This window comes from Haliea sp. E1-2-M8 (assembly GCF_030649675.1).
Classification (GTDB): Bacteria; Pseudomonadota; Gammaproteobacteria; order Pseudomonadales; family Halieaceae; genus Haliea.
Window position 1 is genome coordinate 157,781 of record NZ_JAUTDR010000008.1, and the last position, 17,103, is coordinate 174,883.

The window sequence follows — 17,103 nt, forward strand, 5'->3', positions numbered from 1 at the left end:
CATTGGCGAAACACAAGGCCGCTTACGCGCGGTAGAGGTCCTCCCCCCGCGCCCAGGTGGCGTGAAAGCCGAAGGGCACCCGATGCGGCATGAGCACGCGCGCTACGGGCCCCCGTTCGATATCCGCGGCAGCGAACACCAGGCAGTGTGACTGCCAGCTGTTGCTGTCTGTCACCAGGGTGATGACATAGCCGTCGTCTTCGCCGGAGTCGGCGGTGGCACCCCGGCGCGGCGCGAAGACCGCCTCGCTGCCGAATACGCCCGCGCCATAGTCCCACTGCCAGCGTCGGCCGGTTTCGTTGTCGTACTTCACCAGCCCGGTAAAGCGCAGGGTGTAGCCGCCCTCGTGGTGCTGGGGTATGCGCTGATGGTAGGCGTAGCGGCTCTTGCGCCCGTGATAGAGCGGGTTGGTCTTGTTGAACTCGGTGTTGAGATCATCGATCGGCCCCTCCCGCACTTCGCCGGTACGCAGGTTGAAGCGCCAGCGGTAGTTGTTTGCCTCCAGCCGCATGTAGGCCAGCATGGAGGCCAGCTCGCCCTCGCCGGGCTGGGCGTCGGGCATCGGGTTGGTGGAGCGGCATCCATCCATGATCACCCAGTCACCTTCTTCCCAGCAGTTGCTGGTGTGCAGGATGTAGCAGGGTTCACACTCGAACCAGCGCACATCGCTGCCCGCCCCCCGGCGTGGAATCAGGCCGAAGCGGGTGGGAATCTCGGTGTGGAAAGTCAGCACCCGATAGCCGTGCTGGCGCAGGACATTCATGTCGTGGAAGAACGGCAGGTCGTGCAGAATCGCGTAGTTGGCAGTAAAGCCGATATCGTGGGGCAGGCGCGGCCCCGGCAGGTCAATTGCCACCTCGTGCAGCAGTTTGCCGCTGGAGTCGGCCACGCCATAGGTCATATAGGGCGGCTCGTCGCCGTAATCAAAGAACACCAGCTCGCCCGTGGCCAGGTCGACCTTGGAGTGCGCCGACATGCGCCGCTGCTGGCGCCCCTGCAGGTCGTAATACCCTTTGGTAGAGAGATTATGCGCGTCCAGGCGGTAGGGGTGGCCGGCGTTATACCACAGGCTCATCAGGTCGCCGTTGTAGATGAAGATATCGGTATTCGAGGTGTCCTTGATGCCGAAGGGCGACAAATTGTAGTCGAACGGGCCCATCACCCCGGGCGAGATTGAACGGCCGTCGGCCCGCTCTCCCTGCAATGCCACAGTATCCACGTAGCGGTTCCGATATGCGGCCTGCCCATTGCGGAAGTAAACCCCGTGCACCATGCCGTCGCCGTCAAAGGGGTGATAGCGATTCTTGGGCTTGAATACCGGGTTGGGGCCGTTGCGGAAATAGGCGCCCTCGAGGTCCGCGGGCAGTTCGCCTTCCACCGTCAGACCCGAGACATCCAACTCGTCCGCGGTGGGCGCGTAGACTCCGTGCAGGTAGGGATTGTCCAGGGTGTAGATCCACGGGTGGGTGTTTGAAAACTCGGTGACACCGCCGATGCACTGGTCAACGGAGGGGTATTCACTGACTTTGCTGAGGCTCTGCATGGCGCGCTCCCTGGCGTGGGTTTTGTCCCGATTATAGATACCAAGTATTTTTATGCAAGTTAAAATTTGTCCTCCGTTATTGGCTCACAGGCCGGGCTTGCGGGCTCCGCGAGGCTTGGCTAGAATTCGGGTCTCTTTATAAAAGTAACAGGTGGCAAGGTGGCATCCAGTGGACAGGAACGGGAAGGGGGCCACGGCGACCTGGCGGGCAAGGTCGTCATCGTCACCGGCGCCGGCAAGGGACTGGGCCGGGCCTATGCCCTGGAAATGGCTTCCCGGGGCGCTTGCCTGGTAGTGAACAACCGCTGCCACGCCAGCGACAGCGTGCGCAGCGCAGACGCCGTGGTGAGCGAGATCGTGGCGGCCGGTGGCAAAGCCGTGGCCGACTACAGCGACGCCGCGGACCCGGATTGCGGCGCACAGTTGCTGGCGCAAGCCCTGGAAAGCTTCGGCCGCCTGGATATCGTGATCGCCAATGCCGGGGTCTCGGAAGCCACTTCTTTCCACAAGCAGCCCCTGTCGGAGTTCCGCCGCATCGTCGACATCAACCTGATGGGGACGGCGCACCTCCTGCACCCCACTTTTTCCCATCTGTACCGTCAACACAGCGGCGCTATCGTGGTCAGCAGCTCTGCCGCCGGGCTGTATGGCGAACATGGCCTGCCGGCCTATTCCGCATCCAAGGCGGGCATCATCGGGCTCTGCCACGCGCTGGCCCTGGAGGGTGCGCCCCACGGCGTGCGGGTGAACACCATTGCCCCCTTTGCCAGTACCGCGATGACCCGGGAGAGCCTGCCGCCAGCCCTGCGGGAGAGACTGAGCCCCGCAGACGTGGCGCCGGTGGTGGCCTGGCTGGTCAGCGACAGCTGCCCCCTGAACGGCGAAACCCTGGTGGCGGGCGGCGGCAATATTGCCCGGGCGCGACCGCTGCTGAGTGCCCCGGTTGCCGCCGGCAGCACGCCCGCGGAAGTGGCTGCGGCCTGGTCCAGCCTGAGCGCACCGGACCGGGACTCCACCTCGGCGGTGGCCATGTTCATGGATTTTGCAAGGAGCCTGCCATCGTGATGGAACTGCTGTTGCTGTTGGTAACTACCCTGGGCGTGGCCCTCTGCGCCGCCATCGCACTCTGGCTGGCAAGCATCCCCCTGCGGGACATCAGCATCATCGACATGTTCTTCGCCCTGATTATCGTCGCCATTACCTTGACCAGCCTGCTGCTGGCGCCCGTCACCGGACCCCTGCAATGGCTGCTGCTGGCGCTGGTCCTGCTGTGGGCGCTGCGGATTACCGCCTACCTGATCGCGCGCAACTGGGGCCACGGGGAGGACCCCCGCTACAGCAAACTGCGCGGCTGGGTGAACGACGAGCGCGCCTTTATCTGGCTCAGCCTGCGCAAGGTATTCCTGCTGCAGGCGGTGGTGCTGTGGCTAGCAGCACTGCCGGTACAGGTCGGCATGCAGCTGGGTACTGGCGCGCCCGGCTGGCTGGCAGTCGCCGGCACCGGCCTGTGGCTGTTGGGTCTGGTGACGGAAACCGTCGCCGACCGGCAGCTGCAGCACTTCCGGGCAGACCCGGCCAACCAGGGTACGGTGCTGAGTACGGGGCTGTGGCGCTACTCCCGCCACCCCAACTATTTCGGCGAACTGTGCGTGTGGTGGGGCATCTGGCTGGTCGCCTGCGAGGCGCCGTTCGGCTTCCTGACCATTATCGGCCCGCTGGCCTACAGCTACCTGATCGTGAACGTCACCGGCCAGCGCACCCTGGATAAAAAGCTGGCGCGGGAAAAGCCCGGTTACGCCGAGTACATGGCCCGCACCAGCGGGTTGATTCCGCTACCGCCGCGACGGCAGTAAGCGGGAACAGCCCGGGGTCTACATGGCAACAGCCTTGCCTGCGACCCAAAAGGGCTTTACCATAACGGTCTTTTAATACAAGTGACTCTGGATATCCCCATGCCCCGCGACCTCTCCCGGCTCCGAATTCCCGTCATCCAGGCCCCCATGTTTCTGCAGTCCGGCCCGGAGATGGTTATCGCCAGCTGCAAGGCCGGGATTGTCGGCACCTTCCCCTCGGTCAACGCCCGCACCACTGAGGAGCTGGAACGTTGGCTACAGCAGATCACCGCCGCGGTCGGCGGCGAGCAGGACGGCCCCTGGGCCATCAACCTGATGATGCACCGCTCCAATACCCGCCGCTTCGAGGATCTGGCGCTGGCGGTGAAGTATCGCGCGCCGCTGGTGATCTCCGCACTGGGCAGCCCGAAAGAGGCGATTGACGAGGTTCACAGCTATGGCGGCAAGGTGTACGCCGACGTCATCGATACCCGCTTTGCCGCCAAGGCAGTGGAGGCCGGGGTGGACGGCCTGGTGCTGGTTGCCGCCGGCGCCGGCGGCCACACCGGGCAGCAGGCGGGTTTCGCCTTTGTCGAGGAAGTGCGCCAGTTCTGGAACGGCGATATCGTGCTGGGTGGCGGCATCTCCAGCGGCCGCGGTGTGCGTGCGGCGCAGGTATTGGGCGCCAACTACGCCTACCTGGGCACCCGCTTCATTGCCACTGAGGAGAGCATGGCAGTGCCGGAATACAAGCAGATGGTAGTGGACGCCACCGGCGCCGATATCATCTGCTCGGACGCACTGACCGGGGTCAAGGCCAACTGGCTCCGGGCCAGCCTGGTTGCAGCGGGCTACGACCCCGCTAATATGCCCACAGGCGCCACAATTGATATCGCGGCGTCCGCCAGCGATTCCAAGCGCTGGCGGGACGTATGGTCAGCGGGCCAGGGGGTGGGCGCCATTCACGACATTCTGCCAATTGCCGCGCTGATCGACCGCCTGGAAGCGGAGTACCGAGCCGCCTGCGAGGGATAGACCATGCAAACCAGTTCAAGCGCCCGGATCCGGGCCCTGACCGAAGCCGGCTACTGGGGCAATGAAACCCTGCACGGCATCCTCGCGGCGCGGGTGGCGGACCGTGCCGACAGCATCGCCCTGGTGGACCAGCCGAACAAGGCCGAACTCACCGACCTGCCCGTCCGCTGCCTCAGCTTCCATGACCTGGACACACTCAGCGACAGCCTGGCAGCACAGCTGCTGGGACAGGGCCTGCAACACGGTGACAGGCTGCTGGTGCAGCTGCCAAATATCAGTGAACTGGTGCTTTGCTACTACGCCGCCAGCAAGCTCGGGGTGGTGATCTCCCCCATCCCCATCCAGTACGGCGGCCACGAAATCGCCCGCTTCGCCGCGACCCTGCAGCCGGCGGCGATGCTGACCCTGGGTCGTTTCCGCGATATCGAGCTGGCCGCACAGGCCCGCCAGGCTCTTGCATCGGTGCCGGTGTGGACCTTCGGCGTCGACCTGCAGTGCGAACCCGTCACTGACCCGGTGCTGCTGTCCAACTACCAGGAGCACCGCGAGCGCCACCCGGACGATGCCAACGCCATCCTGACCGTGGTCTGGACCTCCGGCACCACCGGCACCCCCAAGGGGGTGCCCCGCTCCCACAATATGTGGCGGGCGATGGCCCGCAACACCATGGCCGCCGGAGATTACCAGCCCGGGGAAACCCTGCTGGTACCGTTCCCGCTGGTGAACATGGCCGCTTTGGGGGGGTTCCTGTTTCCCTCTGTAATCAACGGCTGCAAGCTGGTGCTGCACCAACCCATGGATCCGACGATGTTCCTGCGCCAGATCCAGGAAGAGCAGGTGAACTTCACCATCGCGCCGCCGGCCCTGCTGAACCGGCTGGCGCAACAGCCCGCCCTGTGGGCGCAGTGCGACTTCAGCACGATCCGCGCCTTCGGCTCCGGCTCCGTGCCCCTGTCCCCCGCCATGATCGCGGTGATTGAGGGCGAGTACGGCAAGCCCATCATCAACTTCTATGGCTCCAACGAGGGCATCAGCCTGTTCTCCACCCCGGAGGTGGCGCCGACACCGGAGTACCGGGCGCAGATGTTTCCCCGCTTCGGGGTGCCGGACATGCCCTGGCAGGGCCACGCCCACGAGTCCATTACCACCCGCGTCATCGACCCGGAAACCGGAGCGGAAATTACCGCAGCCGGGGTGCCGGGCGAACTGTGCATAGCCGGCCCGGCGGTGTTCGACGGCTACCTGGATCACGACGGCGAGGGCGTGTTCACCGCCGACGGTCTGTTCCGCACCGGCGACCTGGTGGAGATCTGCGGCGAGCCGCCCAACTACTACCGCATCGTCGGCCGCTGCAAGGACATCATCAACCGCGGCGGCATGAAGATATCCCCGGCGGAGCTGGACATCCTGCTGGAGGGCTTCCCCGGTCTGGCAGAGGCGGCGGTGTGCGCCTACCCGGACCCGGATCTGGAAGAGAAGATCTGCGCCTGCGTGGTGCCGGTTGAAGGGGAACCGGCACCTGAACTCAACGCCCTGTGCAGCTGGCTGCTGGACAAGGGCATTGCCAAATTCAAACTACCCGAGCGGCTGGAAGTGTTCAGCGCCCTGCCCCGCAACCCGGTGGGCAAGGTGGTGCGCGGCGAACTCCAGCAGCAGGTTGCACAGCGAGGACTCACTTCATGAGCCAGGTCTACCTGTTGGGCGGCGCCCAGACCGACTTCAGCCGCAACTGGGCCCGCGAGGGCCTGGAAATCTACGACATGTTCTCTGAGGTGCTCGGCGACGCCATTGCTGACGCCGGGATCGAGCCCGGGCAGATCGAGGTGGGCCACGTCGGCAACTTCGTGGCGGAGCTGTTCGCCCGCCAGGGCCTGCTCAACGGCTTTTTCGGCCAGGCCTACCCGGAACTGGCTTCGATACCGACCTCGCGCCACGAAGCGGCCTGCGCCTCCGGCTCCATCGCCATGCTCAGCGCCATGCGCGACATCGAGGCCGGCCACTACGATGTCGCCTGTGTGCTGGGCCTGGAATACATGCGCAACGTCGATGGCAGGACCGGTGCCGAGTACCTCGGCAGCGCCGCCTGGCAGGGCCACGAGGCCACAGACTGCAACTACCCCTGGCCCCATCTGTTCGACCGCATCACCCGCGAGTACCAGCAGCGCCACGGCATCGACAGCGAGCACCTCGCGCGCATTGCCGAAATCAATTTTGGCAATGCCAGGGCCAATCCCAACGCCCAGACCCGCGACTGGAAGTTCCCGCCCGGGTGTTTCAGCCAGGATGATGAGTTGAACCCGGTGATCGAGGGCCGGGTGCGGAAAATGGATTGCGGCCAGATCACCGACGGCGGCGCCTGTGTGATCCTCGCCAGCGAAAAGGCAGCGCGGGAACACGCCGCCAGGCAGGGCCTCGCATTGGCGGATATCCCCCGGATCAAGGGCTGGGGTCACCGTTCCGCGCCCATCCTGCTGGAGCGCAAGCTGCAATTGAGTGCAGGCCAGCCACTGCTGTTCCCGCATATCCGGGCGATGATGGAGGATGCCCTGCGCCGGGGCGGTTTCCAGCAGGTGACGGACCTGGATGGCCTGGAAACCCACGACTGCTTCTCGGTCACCGAATACATGGCCATCGACCACAGTGGCCTCACCGCGCCCGGCGAGAGCTGGAAGGCGGTGACGGAAGGCCGTATCACCCGGGACGGGGACTTCCCCATCAACCCCAGCGGCGGTCTGATCGGCCTCGGCCACCCGGTGGGGGCCACCGGGGTGCGCATGGCGCTGGACTGCGCCCGCCAGGTCAGCGGTCGCGCCGGCGGCTATCAGCTGCCCCGGGCCGAGAACATGGCCACCTTCAACCTCGGTGGCAGCGCCACCACCTGTGTCAGCCTGATTGTCGGAGTCGGTGCATGAAGCCCGCATTTATCTATGACGCCCTGCGCAGCCCGCGCGGGCGTGCGAAAGAAGGCGCCAGCCTCAACTCCCTGACCCCGCAGGCGCTGTTAAAGCAGCTGTACGCGGCACTGGTAGAGCGCACCGGGCTCACGCCTGCGGAAGTAGACGACGTCATCCTCGGCTGCGTCACCCAGCAGGGCGAGCAGGCCGGCAATATCGCCAAGAGTTCAACCCTGTACGCCGGCTGGCCCGGCTCGGTGCCGGGCCTGACCGTTAACCGCTACTGCTCCTCCGGCATCGACGCCATCGCGCTGGCGGCACTCAAGGTCGGCGCCGGCCAGGCTGGAGTGACCGTTGCCGGCGGGGTGGAAATGATGTCCCGGGTACCGATGCTCTCAGACCAGGCCCGGGTCTTCATGGACCCGCAGTTTGCCGCCCAGTGCCGCATACTGATGATGGGTAACGGCGCCGATCTTATCGCCACGATCCACGGTGTCAGCCGGGAGGACGCCGATGCGGTGGCCCTGGCCAGCCAGCAGCGCGCCGCTCACGCCCGGGAACAGGGCTGGTTCAGCTCCATCGTGCCCATCACCCTGGAAGACGGCAGTAGCGTCAATGCCGACGAGTGCATCCGCCCGGCTACCACCACCGCCCAGCTGGCGGCAATGCCCGCCGTATTCGCCAAGGCCGGTGCCGCCGGCATCGACGCCTTCCAGCTCGCGGGTTACCCGGAGTTGCAGCAGGTGGAACATATCCACACTCCGGGCAACTCCCCCGCCATGGCGGATGGGGCGGCCCTGGTGCTGATTGGCGACGAGGCCTGGGGCGAGCGCAACGGGGTGCGTCCCCGCGCCCGTATCGCGGCCGCCGCCACGGTCAACGCCGATCCCCTGCAGGTACTGAGCGGCTGCATCGAGGCCACCCGCAAGCTACTGGTGGATCAGAACCTGAGTACCGCGGACATCGACCTGTTCGAGATCCACGAGGCCTTCGCCGCCATCAGCGTGGTGGCCATGCGGGAACTGGGCATCGCCGACGACAAGCTGAACGTGAACGGCGGCGTTATTGCCCTCGGCCACCCCATGGGCGCCACCGGCGCCATCATGGCGGGCGCCCTGCTGGACGAGCTGGAGCGGCGCGACCTGCAGTGGGGCATCGTCTCCGCTGCCGGCGCCGCCGGTACCGGCAGCGCGCTGCTGCTGGAACGGCTGCGCTAGACCTCCTCTGCGGGCAATAGAGTGGCGAGCCTGGTGCTGATTTCACCCACCGGTTTCGGCGCACGCCCGCCGCCCGCCCCCGCTACCCAGGACAAACTGTTGCGCGCCTTTCGCACCCCGGTCGTCGGGAAAGCGCTCTACCGGCAGGTGCGGGTGCCCACCCTGGTGCTCTACGACGAGGATCCACACATTTCCTTTGCGCGCCTGCCGGGCGTGCTGGAGGACTGCCCCAACTCGCGGGATGCGCGGACCTTGAGCCGCAGCTCCCGCGGCTGCAGATTCCACATGGCGGGCAGGCAGCCAGGCTGCTCCCCGTCCAGGTCAATAAGGCCCGGAACCGCCGCCGTAGTGAGACGCACTGACACCTGACGGGCGTGATGACAACTTATCCGTGCATCCTTCACATGGGTGCCGCGATAAATCCTGGGCAACAGCCCCGGTAGCTGCCACCGGGGTAGATCGCCCAGTACGACTACCTCGAACTGGCCATCGTCGAGGCTGGCACCGGGCGCAATCCACATACCGCCGCCAAAATATCCTCCGTTCGCCACGATGAGCCCGAGCATGCGGCCGCGTATTTCGACACCGTCGTCGAGGCGAACCGCCATCTCGAGGTTGCTCCAGGATGCGAGGGCGCGCAGCGAGGCGAGGAAAAAGCTCAGCCGGCCGCCGCCACCCTTCCAGCCCCGATTGGCGAAATCGACCACCCTGCCACTGAAACCGGCGCTGGAAATATTGACGAAGAAGCGGGTCGCGAGTTCACCCCGATGATCGAGATAGCCGATCTGGCCGAGGTCGACGTGGCGGGTCTCGCGCCCAGCCAACATCTCTACACCCTGGCGCAAGCTGCCTGAAAGGCCGATGCTGCGCCGGAAGTCACTGCCAGTACCCAAGGGTAGCATACCCAGTACCGCAGCACTGCTTAGCGCTGGCGGAGCCGATGCCCGGCGGCTGATCCAGCCCTCCTCGTCAATGCGATAACAGCTGTGCGGATCGGACTGCTCGCAGAAGCCGTTGATAACCTCGTTCAGGGTGCCGTCGCCACCTACGGAGACAACCATCTCCCACCCCGCGCGCAAGGCCTCCCGTGTCAGCAGGGTGGCGTGCCCCGGCGCTTCAGTAAAAGCGTAGGCCAATTCCGGGATCGTCGAGCGTAGCAAGCGATCAATCAGCTGCCATTGCCTGGCGACGCTGCCCGCGCCCGCGGTCGGGTTGACGACAACAAAGGTGCTGAAGTGTCCCGCCATCCCGGTAAGCCATCGCGTTAATCAGGCGCCTATCTTGCCACCATCTTCCCGCGTGATCACCACCGTCGCCGAGCGCGGCACAGCCTTGCCGCCCGCGGGCCAGTGGCTGTCGATCTTGCCGGCCGCGAAATCCTGTGCCGAGGTGCTGGCACCCGGGTGCTGCACGTTGATGAACATCGTGGTCTGGTCCGGCGTAGTGATACAGCCGGTGATTTCGGCGCCCGGCGGGCCGGTGAAGAAGCGCCGCAACTCACCGGTGTCCGGGTCGGCCGCGAGCATGGCGTTGTTGCCCATGGCCTGGTAGGGCTCCTTGTGCAGGTCCAGGTCCGAGATATCGGTCTGTATCCACAGGCGTCGGTCGGCGTCGAACCAGAGCCCATCCGGGTTGGCGAAAAGATTCTCGGCGCTCAGCGCCGTGCCCTGCAGGTCGCGCCCGGAATCGGCGTCACCCGCCAGCAAAAACAGTTCCCAGGTGAAAGCCGAGGCGGCGTGGTCATTGCCGGCTTCGCGCCAGCGCACGATCTGGCCCATGGCGTTCTGTGCCCGGGGATTGACACCCTCCGCCTGCCCCTCGCTACGGCGGGTGTTCTTGGTCAGGGTGAAATACACCAGCCCGGTACCGGGGTCGATGGCGCCCCACTCCGGGCGGTCCATCGGCGTAGCCCCGGCCACATCGGCGGCGCCGCGGGTATTCAGCAGGATATCCGCCAGGGTGGCGAAGCCGCTCTCCGGGCCGAGGCCGTTGGCGCCGGGTACCAGCGCCAGCCACTCGCCGTTGCCGTCACTGTCGAAGCGCGCGGCATAGAGCGTGCCCTCATCCAGCAGCGCGCCGCTGGCGCTGGCGGGGTGGTAGGGCTGGGCGGAGACAAACTTGTAGATGTATTCGAACATGGAGTCGTCGCCGGAATAGAGCACCACCGGTTTGCCCTGTCGCGCCGGCGCGAACACTGCACCCTCATGGGCGAAGCGGCCCAGGTGGGTGCGCTTGACCGGGGTATTGGCCGGGTCGAAGGGATCGACCTCCACTACCCAGCCAAAGGCGTGGGGTTCATTGCGATAGTCCTGCTGCGGGCTGTCGGCGCGCGGCGTGGCGTCAAAGCGTGCGTACTGGTCCGCGGCCTCGCCGGCATTGGCCGCAGCGAGATGCCAGCGCCAGGCGTTGAGCGGGCCGACGCCGTAACGGGACAGCGAGGCGGGGATCTCACCCTGCTCACGCACAAAGTAGTAGCGCCAGTTCTCCTCGCAGGCGAGGTAGGTGCCCCAGGGGGTGACCCCATTGGCGCAGTTGTTCAGCGTACCGCGCCCGCGCGTAGCGTCCGGGCTGTAGGCAGTCTGCAGGCGCGGGTCGCCGCGCAACGGGCCGCTGAACTCCATCGGCGTCAGCGCGGTGATGCGCCGGTTCAGGGAGTCCCGCAGCGGCAGCCACTGGCCGTCGTCATCGCGGCGGATACGCACAATGCTGACCCCGTGCGCATGCATTTCCTTCAGGACCTGGTCCGGATCGCGGCTGCCGTCCTCGCGCAGGGGCACATCGAAACTGATCAGCCCCAACCCCGCGGCGGCCCTGTGCATCAGGCGCGGCTCGGCGTATTCGTGGTTGACTACCAGCAGACCCTCGCGAGAGCTGCCGGCGAAGGGGAAAAAATGCATGCCATCGTGGTGGGCACCCATCTGCATGGCCTGCTCGGCGCCGGTGTTGTCGGTAGAAAATGCCGGATAGGTACCGGTAATCGGCTCACCCCAGGGCAACAGCACCTGTATCCGGTAACCCGGCGGCACGACTGCGGTGTCCGCACGGCTGACGGGAACCGCCTCGAAGCCCAGCAACCCTGTGGCCCCATTCGAACCCCGCTGGCGCGCCAGCACAGGGCCCGGCAGACTGCCAAACAGGCTCGCGATTGCCAGCCCGAGACCACCGCGGAGAATGGCCCTGCGCGGGTAGCGAGCGCTTGCAACCGTCTCAAAGTCGGGCTGCGCAACCGGTGTCCGGGCCGGTTCTTCGTTACTGATAAACTCCACATCGGCGGGGCCGGGGATGGCGGTTTCTTTCATTCTCGATCCTGCAATCTTGACTGCGCACCCTAGCAGACTCTAGCGCTTTATTATGACCAGCATGTGACTCCCTGCGCCACCGCCGCGGTCACAACCGGTGGCAGCACTTGACAGCCTGGCTCCGGAAGTCTAAAGATAGTAATCAATTACTTCTTTTCTTGAGAACAGCAATGCCAGCCAAGACTTATCTCTCCGCCGACGAGCGTCGTGCACGCACTGTTGCCGCAGTCGTCGATATCTGTGCCAGGGAAGACCCTGCCCGCATTACCACCGGTAATATCGCCGAGCATATGCACGTCACACAGGGCGCGCTATTCAAACATTTCCCCAGCAAGGACGCGATCTGGGAAGCGGTTGCCAGCTGGACGGCAGAGCAGGTGATGTCTCGTCTCGAAGCGGCCGCCGCCGGCGCCGGGGACCCCATCGCGGCACTGGAAGCGATGTTCCACGCCCATATCGATTTCATTGCCCAGCACCCCGGGGTGCCCCGGTTACTCGTGGGGCAACTGCAACATGACCGCCAGACGCCGGCCAGGCGGGTAGTTCGCTCACTCCTGCTGCGCTACCGCGAGTGTGTCCGGGACAGATTGGCTGAGGCCAACCAGAGCGGCCTGTTGCGACCCGGACTCGATATCGATGCCGCCGCCACCCAGTTCATTGGCACTGTCCAGGGCCTGGTCATGCAGGCACTGATGCTGGGGGACATGGCGCGCATTGGCGGCATGGCCGCGGGGGTGTTTGCCATCTACCTGCACGGCATCCGCAAGGACCCGGGGAGCACGCGATGAAGCTTCCGCTCCCACACGCGTTACGCCGCTCCGGCATCCTGCCTGGCCTGGTGGCGGGGCTGGTCCTCCTGGTCCTCTTTGTCGCCCTGCGCCAGCCACCGGTGCGGGATGCAGCCGCCACCGCGGCAACCCCCGTCAACATCATTGTCGCAACCGCCCTGGAGTTCCAGCTCGAGGCGCGGGGCCACGGTATCGCGCGCCCCGCGGAGACCTGGCGGGCGGCAGCCAACGTCGCCGGCCGGGTGGTCGAACGGCATCCCGATCTGGAAAACGGTGCCCTGCTCCCCGCGGGCACACTGCTGCTGGCGCTGGACCCGAGCCGCTACCAGCTGGCGATCGCCGAAGCCCAGGGCCAACTGGGCAGTCTCGCCGCCGAGTTCGGGCAACTGGAGCGGGAGGAAGACAACACCCTGCGCCTGCTGACCCTGGAGCAGGAACGCCTGGTGCTGTCCGAAGAAGAACTGGCCCGCATTGAGCGGCTCGCCGCCAGCGGTTCGGTTTCCAGCTCGCGGCGGGACGAGCAGCGCCGGAACACGCTGGCCCAGCGGCAGGCCGTCACCGTCCTCGAGAATACGCTGGCGCTGCTGCCGGCGCGGCGCGAGATACTGGAGGCACAGCGGGACCGGAGCCAGACCCGGCTGGAGCAGGCCCGGCGCGACCTCGAAGACACCCGGTTCGTGGCCCCCTATGACCTGCGCCTGGGAGAAATCCACGTTGAGCTGCACCAGCACGCGGCCCAGGGCCAGCAGCTGTTCCAGGCTGACAGCCTGCTGGCCGCGGAAGTCGAGGCGCGCATTCCCATGTCCTCGCTGCGGCGCCTGCTGGCCAGTGTCATCGTCCCCGACCCGCCCGACAATGCGCTGGATCTTGGCGAGCGCGTCGACTTTTCCGCCATCAGCGCGGAGCTGGCACTGGCCGGGGCACCGGAAGTGCGCTGGAGCGGGCGGGTGGTGCGCGTCGCCAGCGGCCTCGACCCCGCCACCCGCACGGTGCGGGTAGTGGTGCGGGTGGCCCATCCCTACCGGGACGCCATGCCACCCGACCGACCACCACTGCAGCGCGACATGTACACCCGGGTCAGGCTTGCCGCGCTGAGTCCACAACCGCGCCTGGTGGTACCGGCAACGGCTGTTCACCAGGGCGAACTGTACCTGGTCGACAGCGACAACCGCCTGCGGCGTCGCACTGTCGATGTTGCCTTTGAACAGGGTGACCTGGCAGTGATTGGCGAGGGCCTGGCGCCGGGGGAGCGTATCGTGGTCGATGACCTGCCGCTGGCGATCGACGGCACACTGCTCGCGCCCCAGCGGGACGAGGCCCTGGAGACGCGTATCGCAGCCGCTGCCCGCGGGACCCAGTCGTGATCCGCTGGTTTGCCGGCCACCCGACGGCTGCCAATCTGCTGCTGGTACTGTTGATCGCTGCCGGCCTGTTTGCCGCACCGCAACTCAAGCGCGAAACCTTCCCCGACTACCGCCCGACCGAGGTGTCCATTGAGGTTGTGTATCGCGGCGCCAGTGCCGCCGACGTCGAGGATGCCATATGCCGGCGACTCCACGATGCGGTAAAGGGTGTCGACTTCCTCGACGAGCTGCGCTGCGTTGCCCAGGACAATCTGGCCAGCGCCACCGCGACGATGACGGCAGGTGGCGATGTCCTCCGCTTTCTCGATGAACTGCAGACCGAAGTGCGCGCGCTCGACACACTGCCAGACCGCGCGGAGGCGCCGGTGATACGCGAACTCCACCGCAGTGACCTGGTCGTCGCGGTGGCCATCGCCGGGGACCTGCCGCGGCGACAGCTGGAAGACTATGCCCTGCAGCTGGAAGAGCGGATCATGGCGCTACCGGGCGTGGCCAACGTGACCCTGCGCGGCCTCTCGCAACGCCAGTGGCAGGTGGAAATCCGCCGCGCTGTACTGGGACAGTACGGGCTTTCCGCCCGCCAGCTGGCGGAGAGAGTCGCGCGCCAGAGTCTGGACCTGCCGCTGGGCACCCTGGAAACCGCCGACCGGGACATCCAGTTGCGCTTCACCGAGCAGCGCCGGTCACTGCGCGAGCTGGCCTCACTGGTAGTGATCTCCGAGCCCGAGGGTGGCGAGCTGACACTGGGTGATATCGCCACCCTGCGGGAGGTCGGGGAACGCCCCGAGGACAAGCTGCGCTTCAACGGTGAAACCGCGCTGGTTCTGGAAGTCAGCAAATCCCTGCGCGCTGATGCCCTGTCGGTGAAGGCCGCACTGGAAGTGCTGTTGGCAGAGGAGCACGCGCGTTTCGACGGCCTGCTGAGGCTGAGCCTGACCCAGGACATGACCGGCATCGTCCGCGATCGGCTGCAGATGCTGGTGGCCAACGGCATCATGGGGCTGGCATTGGTCGTTCTGGTGATGAGCCTGTTCTTCCGGCCCCGGCTGGCGCTGTGGGCGGTGCTGGGGCTGCCCGCGGCCTTCATGGGTGCATTCCTGGCAATGGCGCTCACCGGGCTGACGCTCAACATGATCACCCTGGTGGCGCTGTTGATGGCCATCGGCATCGTCATGGATGACGCCATCGTCATTACCGACAATATCGCGGCCCACGCCAGCGACCAGCGCTCGCCGCTGGATACCGTCGTCAGCGGGGCGCGGCAGGTGATCCCCGGCGTCCTGTCCTCGTTCCTGACCACCGTCGCCGTATTCGCACCGCTGTCGTTCCTGGCCGGGGAGATGGGCGCGGTGCTGGAAGTCCTGCCAGTGGTCTTGATAGCCGCCCTGGCCGCCAGCCTGATCGAGGCCTTCTGGATTCTGCCACACCACCTCAAGGGCAGTATCGCAACCTTGCGCGAGAAACAGGCCTCCCGCTTTCGCACTGCCTTCGAAGTGCGTTTCGCGCAATTCCGGGAACGTGTGGGGCAGGTGGCCGACCGGGCGATACACTATCGCTATCCAGTGCTGGGGGGCGTACTCGCTGTCCTGCTGGGTTCAGCGGGCTTCCTCGCGGGCGGCCATATCGGCAGCGAAGCCATGCCCGCCATCGATGGCGATGTACTGGAAGCGCGCATCCTGATGCCCCAGGGCACTCCCCTGCAGCGCACCGAGGCAGTCGCTGCCCAGGTCGAAGCGGCCATGGCGCGACTCGACGCTCGCTATTCGCCCGGGCAACCGGGGGCAGCAGCGCTCGTCGAAGCCATACAGGTGCGCTTCAACCATAACCCCAGCGCCCGTGAATCCGGTGCCCATGTGGCCACGGTGATGGTCGACCTGCTGACCGCAGAGCGGCGCAATGTGACTCCGGATGAGCTCACAGCGGCCTGGCAGGAGGAAATCGGCAGCATTGCCGGACTCGAGCGGCTGATCATCCAGGAGCCGGGCTTTGGCCCCGCCGGCATACCGATCGAGCTGCGCCTGCAGGGCGAGGACCTGGACAGCCTGAAGCGGGCGGCCACTGAACTCGGCGCCCGCCTGGCCAGCTATGCCGCCGTCTACAATGTCATCGACGATCTGCGCCCGGGCAAACCCCAGCGCACCTTTGCCCTCGCGGAAGGCGCCTACGGCCTCGGCCTGACCGGGGAGGACGTTGCTGCGCAGCTGCGCGCGGCACTGCTGGGCGAAATCGCCGACACCCTGCGCATCGGCGAGCAGGACGTCGAAGTTCTGGTCAGGCAGGACCTCGCTGACCGCGACAGCCTTGACGACCTGAGCGACCAGACCATCGTCCTGGCCAATGGCAGCCGAGTGCCGCTCGAAGTGGTCACCAACATGACCGAGCGCAGGGACTGGGCCCGCATCACCCGCATTGATGGCCGGCGCACGGTGACCGTGGAAGCCAACGTCGATACCCGCCTTGCAACCGGACAGACCATTATCAACGACCTGCGCAAGGCGTGGCTGGGTGAGTTCCAGCAGCGCCACCCCGGCGTCACCGTGAGCATAGAGGGACAGGTAGCCAACTCTGCCGAAACCGGTGGCTCCATCGGTCGCGGCCTGTTGATCGGTCTGGTGGGCATTTTTGTGGTCCTGTCCTTCCAGTTCCGCAGTTACGTCGAGCCGCTGATTGTCATGCTGTCGATTCCGCTGGCCTTTGTCGGTGCCATCTGGGGCCATGTATTGATGGGCTACTATCTGTCCATGCCCTCGCTGATTGGCGCTGCATCCCTGGCGGGCATCGTGGTCAACAATGCCATTCTGCTGATCCATTTCATCAAGAGCCACCGGGAGGCCGGGCTCGACAGCATTGCCGCCGCCGGCCAGGCCAGCCGCGACCGCCTGCGCGCCATCCTGATCTCCTCCACCACCACCATTGCCGGCCTGCTGCCACTGCTGGCCGAAACCAGCACCCAGGCGGATGCCATCAAACCGCTGGTTATTGCCGTGGTGTTCGGTTTGCTCAGCGCCACAGTGCTGGTACTGCTGGTACTCCCGGCGTTGTATGTCATTCTCGATGATCTGGGTTGGGCCAGCCCACCTGCAGGGTAACGAATCCTGCTACACTGCCCGCCCTGATTGACGGCACCCGAA

The 17,103-nt window shown here is 65.9% G+C and carries 12 protein-coding genes; 9 read left to right on the plus strand and 3 right to left on the minus strand.

Annotated elements, in window-relative coordinates:
* Positions 1-22: 22 nt before the first annotated feature.
* Positions 23-1,543, minus strand: coding sequence for a carotenoid oxygenase family protein (locus Q6D67_RS08860; RefSeq protein ID WP_304705241.1), 1,521 nt, complete (start codon positions 1,541-1,543; stop codon positions 23-25).
* Between the two features lie 159 nt (positions 1,544-1,702).
* On the opposite strand from Q6D67_RS08860, the gene Q6D67_RS08865 reads away from it, so the two are divergent.
* The 6 genes from Q6D67_RS08865 (at position 1,703) to Q6D67_RS08890 (ending at position 8,521) form a co-directional block, all read left to right on the plus strand.
* On the plus strand, positions 1,703-2,608 hold the full coding sequence (locus tag Q6D67_RS08865; RefSeq protein ID WP_304705242.1) for an SDR family NAD(P)-dependent oxidoreductase: 906 nt from the start codon (positions 1,703-1,705) through the stop codon (positions 2,606-2,608).
* Entirely contained in the window at positions 2,608-3,396 is a 789-nt protein-coding gene (locus tag Q6D67_RS08870) for a DUF1295 domain-containing protein (protein ID WP_304705277.1), read from the plus strand. Before Q6D67_RS08865 ends, Q6D67_RS08870 begins: the two co-directional genes overlap by 1 nt.
* A 99-nt stretch (positions 3,397-3,495) precedes the next feature.
* On the plus strand, positions 3,496-4,410 hold the full coding sequence (locus Q6D67_RS08875; protein ID WP_304705243.1) for a nitronate monooxygenase family protein: 915 nt from the start codon (positions 3,496-3,498) through the stop codon (positions 4,408-4,410).
* Positions 4,411-4,413: 3 nt separating this feature from the next.
* Positions 4,414-6,093, plus strand: coding sequence for a class I adenylate-forming enzyme family protein (locus tag Q6D67_RS08880; RefSeq protein ID WP_304705244.1), 1,680 nt, complete (start codon positions 4,414-4,416; stop codon positions 6,091-6,093).
* Entirely contained in the window at positions 6,090-7,322 is a 1,233-nt protein-coding gene (locus Q6D67_RS08885) for an acetyl-CoA acetyltransferase (RefSeq protein WP_304705245.1), read from the plus strand. The genes Q6D67_RS08880 and Q6D67_RS08885 overlap by 4 nt, the downstream gene beginning before the upstream one ends.
* Positions 7,319-8,521, plus strand: a complete 1,203-nt coding sequence (locus Q6D67_RS08890; RefSeq protein WP_304705246.1) for an acetyl-CoA C-acyltransferase — start codon at positions 7,319-7,321, stop codon at positions 8,519-8,521. Before Q6D67_RS08885 ends, Q6D67_RS08890 begins: the two co-directional genes overlap by 4 nt.
* Positions 8,522-8,691: 170 nt before the next feature.
* Here Q6D67_RS08890 and Q6D67_RS08895 read toward each other — a convergent pair whose 3' ends face one another.
* On the minus strand, positions 8,692-9,768 hold the full coding sequence (locus Q6D67_RS08895; protein ID WP_304705247.1) for a diacylglycerol kinase family protein: 1,077 nt from the start codon (positions 9,766-9,768) through the stop codon (positions 8,692-8,694).
* A 21-nt stretch (positions 9,769-9,789) separates the two neighbouring features.
* Positions 9,790-11,820 carry a PhoX family phosphatase gene (locus tag Q6D67_RS08900; RefSeq protein ID WP_304705248.1) on the minus strand — a complete coding sequence of 677 codons (2,031 nt, stop codon included), beginning with the start codon at positions 11,818-11,820 and terminating at the stop codon, positions 9,790-9,792.
* Positions 11,821-11,990: 170 nt separating this feature from the next.
* On the opposite strand from Q6D67_RS08900, the gene Q6D67_RS08905 reads away from it, so the two are divergent.
* From Q6D67_RS08905 to Q6D67_RS08915, 3 genes are read left to right on the plus strand one after another with little or no spacing between them, the layout of a single operon-like run.
* On the plus strand, positions 11,991-12,608 hold the full coding sequence (locus Q6D67_RS08905; protein WP_304705249.1) for a TetR/AcrR family transcriptional regulator: 618 nt from the start codon (positions 11,991-11,993) through the stop codon (positions 12,606-12,608).
* A complete protein-coding gene (locus Q6D67_RS08910) occupies positions 12,605-13,972 on the plus strand; it encodes an efflux RND transporter periplasmic adaptor subunit (protein WP_304705250.1) in 1,368 nt (455 codons plus the stop codon). Before Q6D67_RS08905 ends, Q6D67_RS08910 begins: the two co-directional genes overlap by 4 nt.
* The gene (locus tag Q6D67_RS08915) at positions 13,969-17,061 is read left to right on the plus strand and encodes an efflux RND transporter permease subunit (protein WP_304705251.1); all 3,093 of its coding nucleotides are present in this window, start codon (positions 13,969-13,971) and stop codon (positions 17,059-17,061) included. The genes Q6D67_RS08910 and Q6D67_RS08915 overlap by 4 nt, the downstream gene beginning before the upstream one ends.
* Positions 17,062-17,103: the final 42 nt, after the last annotated feature.

Excerpts from the sequence above, each read along its gene's own strand:
- Q6D67_RS08885 (WP_304705245.1), top strand. The coding sequence starts at position 6,090 with ATGAGCCAGGTCTACCTGTTGGGCGGCGCCCAGACCGACTTCAGCCGC.
- Q6D67_RS08895 (WP_304705247.1), bottom strand. The coding sequence starts at position 9,768 with ATGGCGGGACACTTCAGCACCTTTGTTGTCGTCAACCCGACCGCGGGC.
- Q6D67_RS08905 (WP_304705249.1), top strand. The coding sequence starts at position 11,991 with ATGCCAGCCAAGACTTATCTCTCCGCCGACGAGCGTCGTGCACGCACT.
- Q6D67_RS08870 (WP_304705277.1), top strand. The coding sequence starts at position 2,608 with ATGGAACTGCTGTTGCTGTTGGTAACTACCCTGGGCGTGGCCCTCTGC.
- Q6D67_RS08860 (WP_304705241.1), bottom strand. The coding sequence starts at position 1,543 with ATGCAGAGCCTCAGCAAAGTCAGTGAATACCCCTCCGTTGACCAGTGC.
- Q6D67_RS08910 (WP_304705250.1), top strand. The coding sequence starts at position 12,605 with ATGAAGCTTCCGCTCCCACACGCGTTACGCCGCTCCGGCATCCTGCCT.
- Q6D67_RS08900 (WP_304705248.1), bottom strand. The coding sequence starts at position 11,820 with ATGAAAGAAACCGCCATCCCCGGCCCCGCCGATGTGGAGTTTATCAGT.
- Q6D67_RS08890 (WP_304705246.1), top strand. The coding sequence starts at position 7,319 with ATGAAGCCCGCATTTATCTATGACGCCCTGCGCAGCCCGCGCGGGCGT.
- Q6D67_RS08880 (WP_304705244.1), top strand. The coding sequence starts at position 4,414 with ATGCAAACCAGTTCAAGCGCCCGGATCCGGGCCCTGACCGAAGCCGGC.
- Q6D67_RS08875 (WP_304705243.1), top strand. The coding sequence starts at position 3,496 with ATGCCCCGCGACCTCTCCCGGCTCCGAATTCCCGTCATCCAGGCCCCC.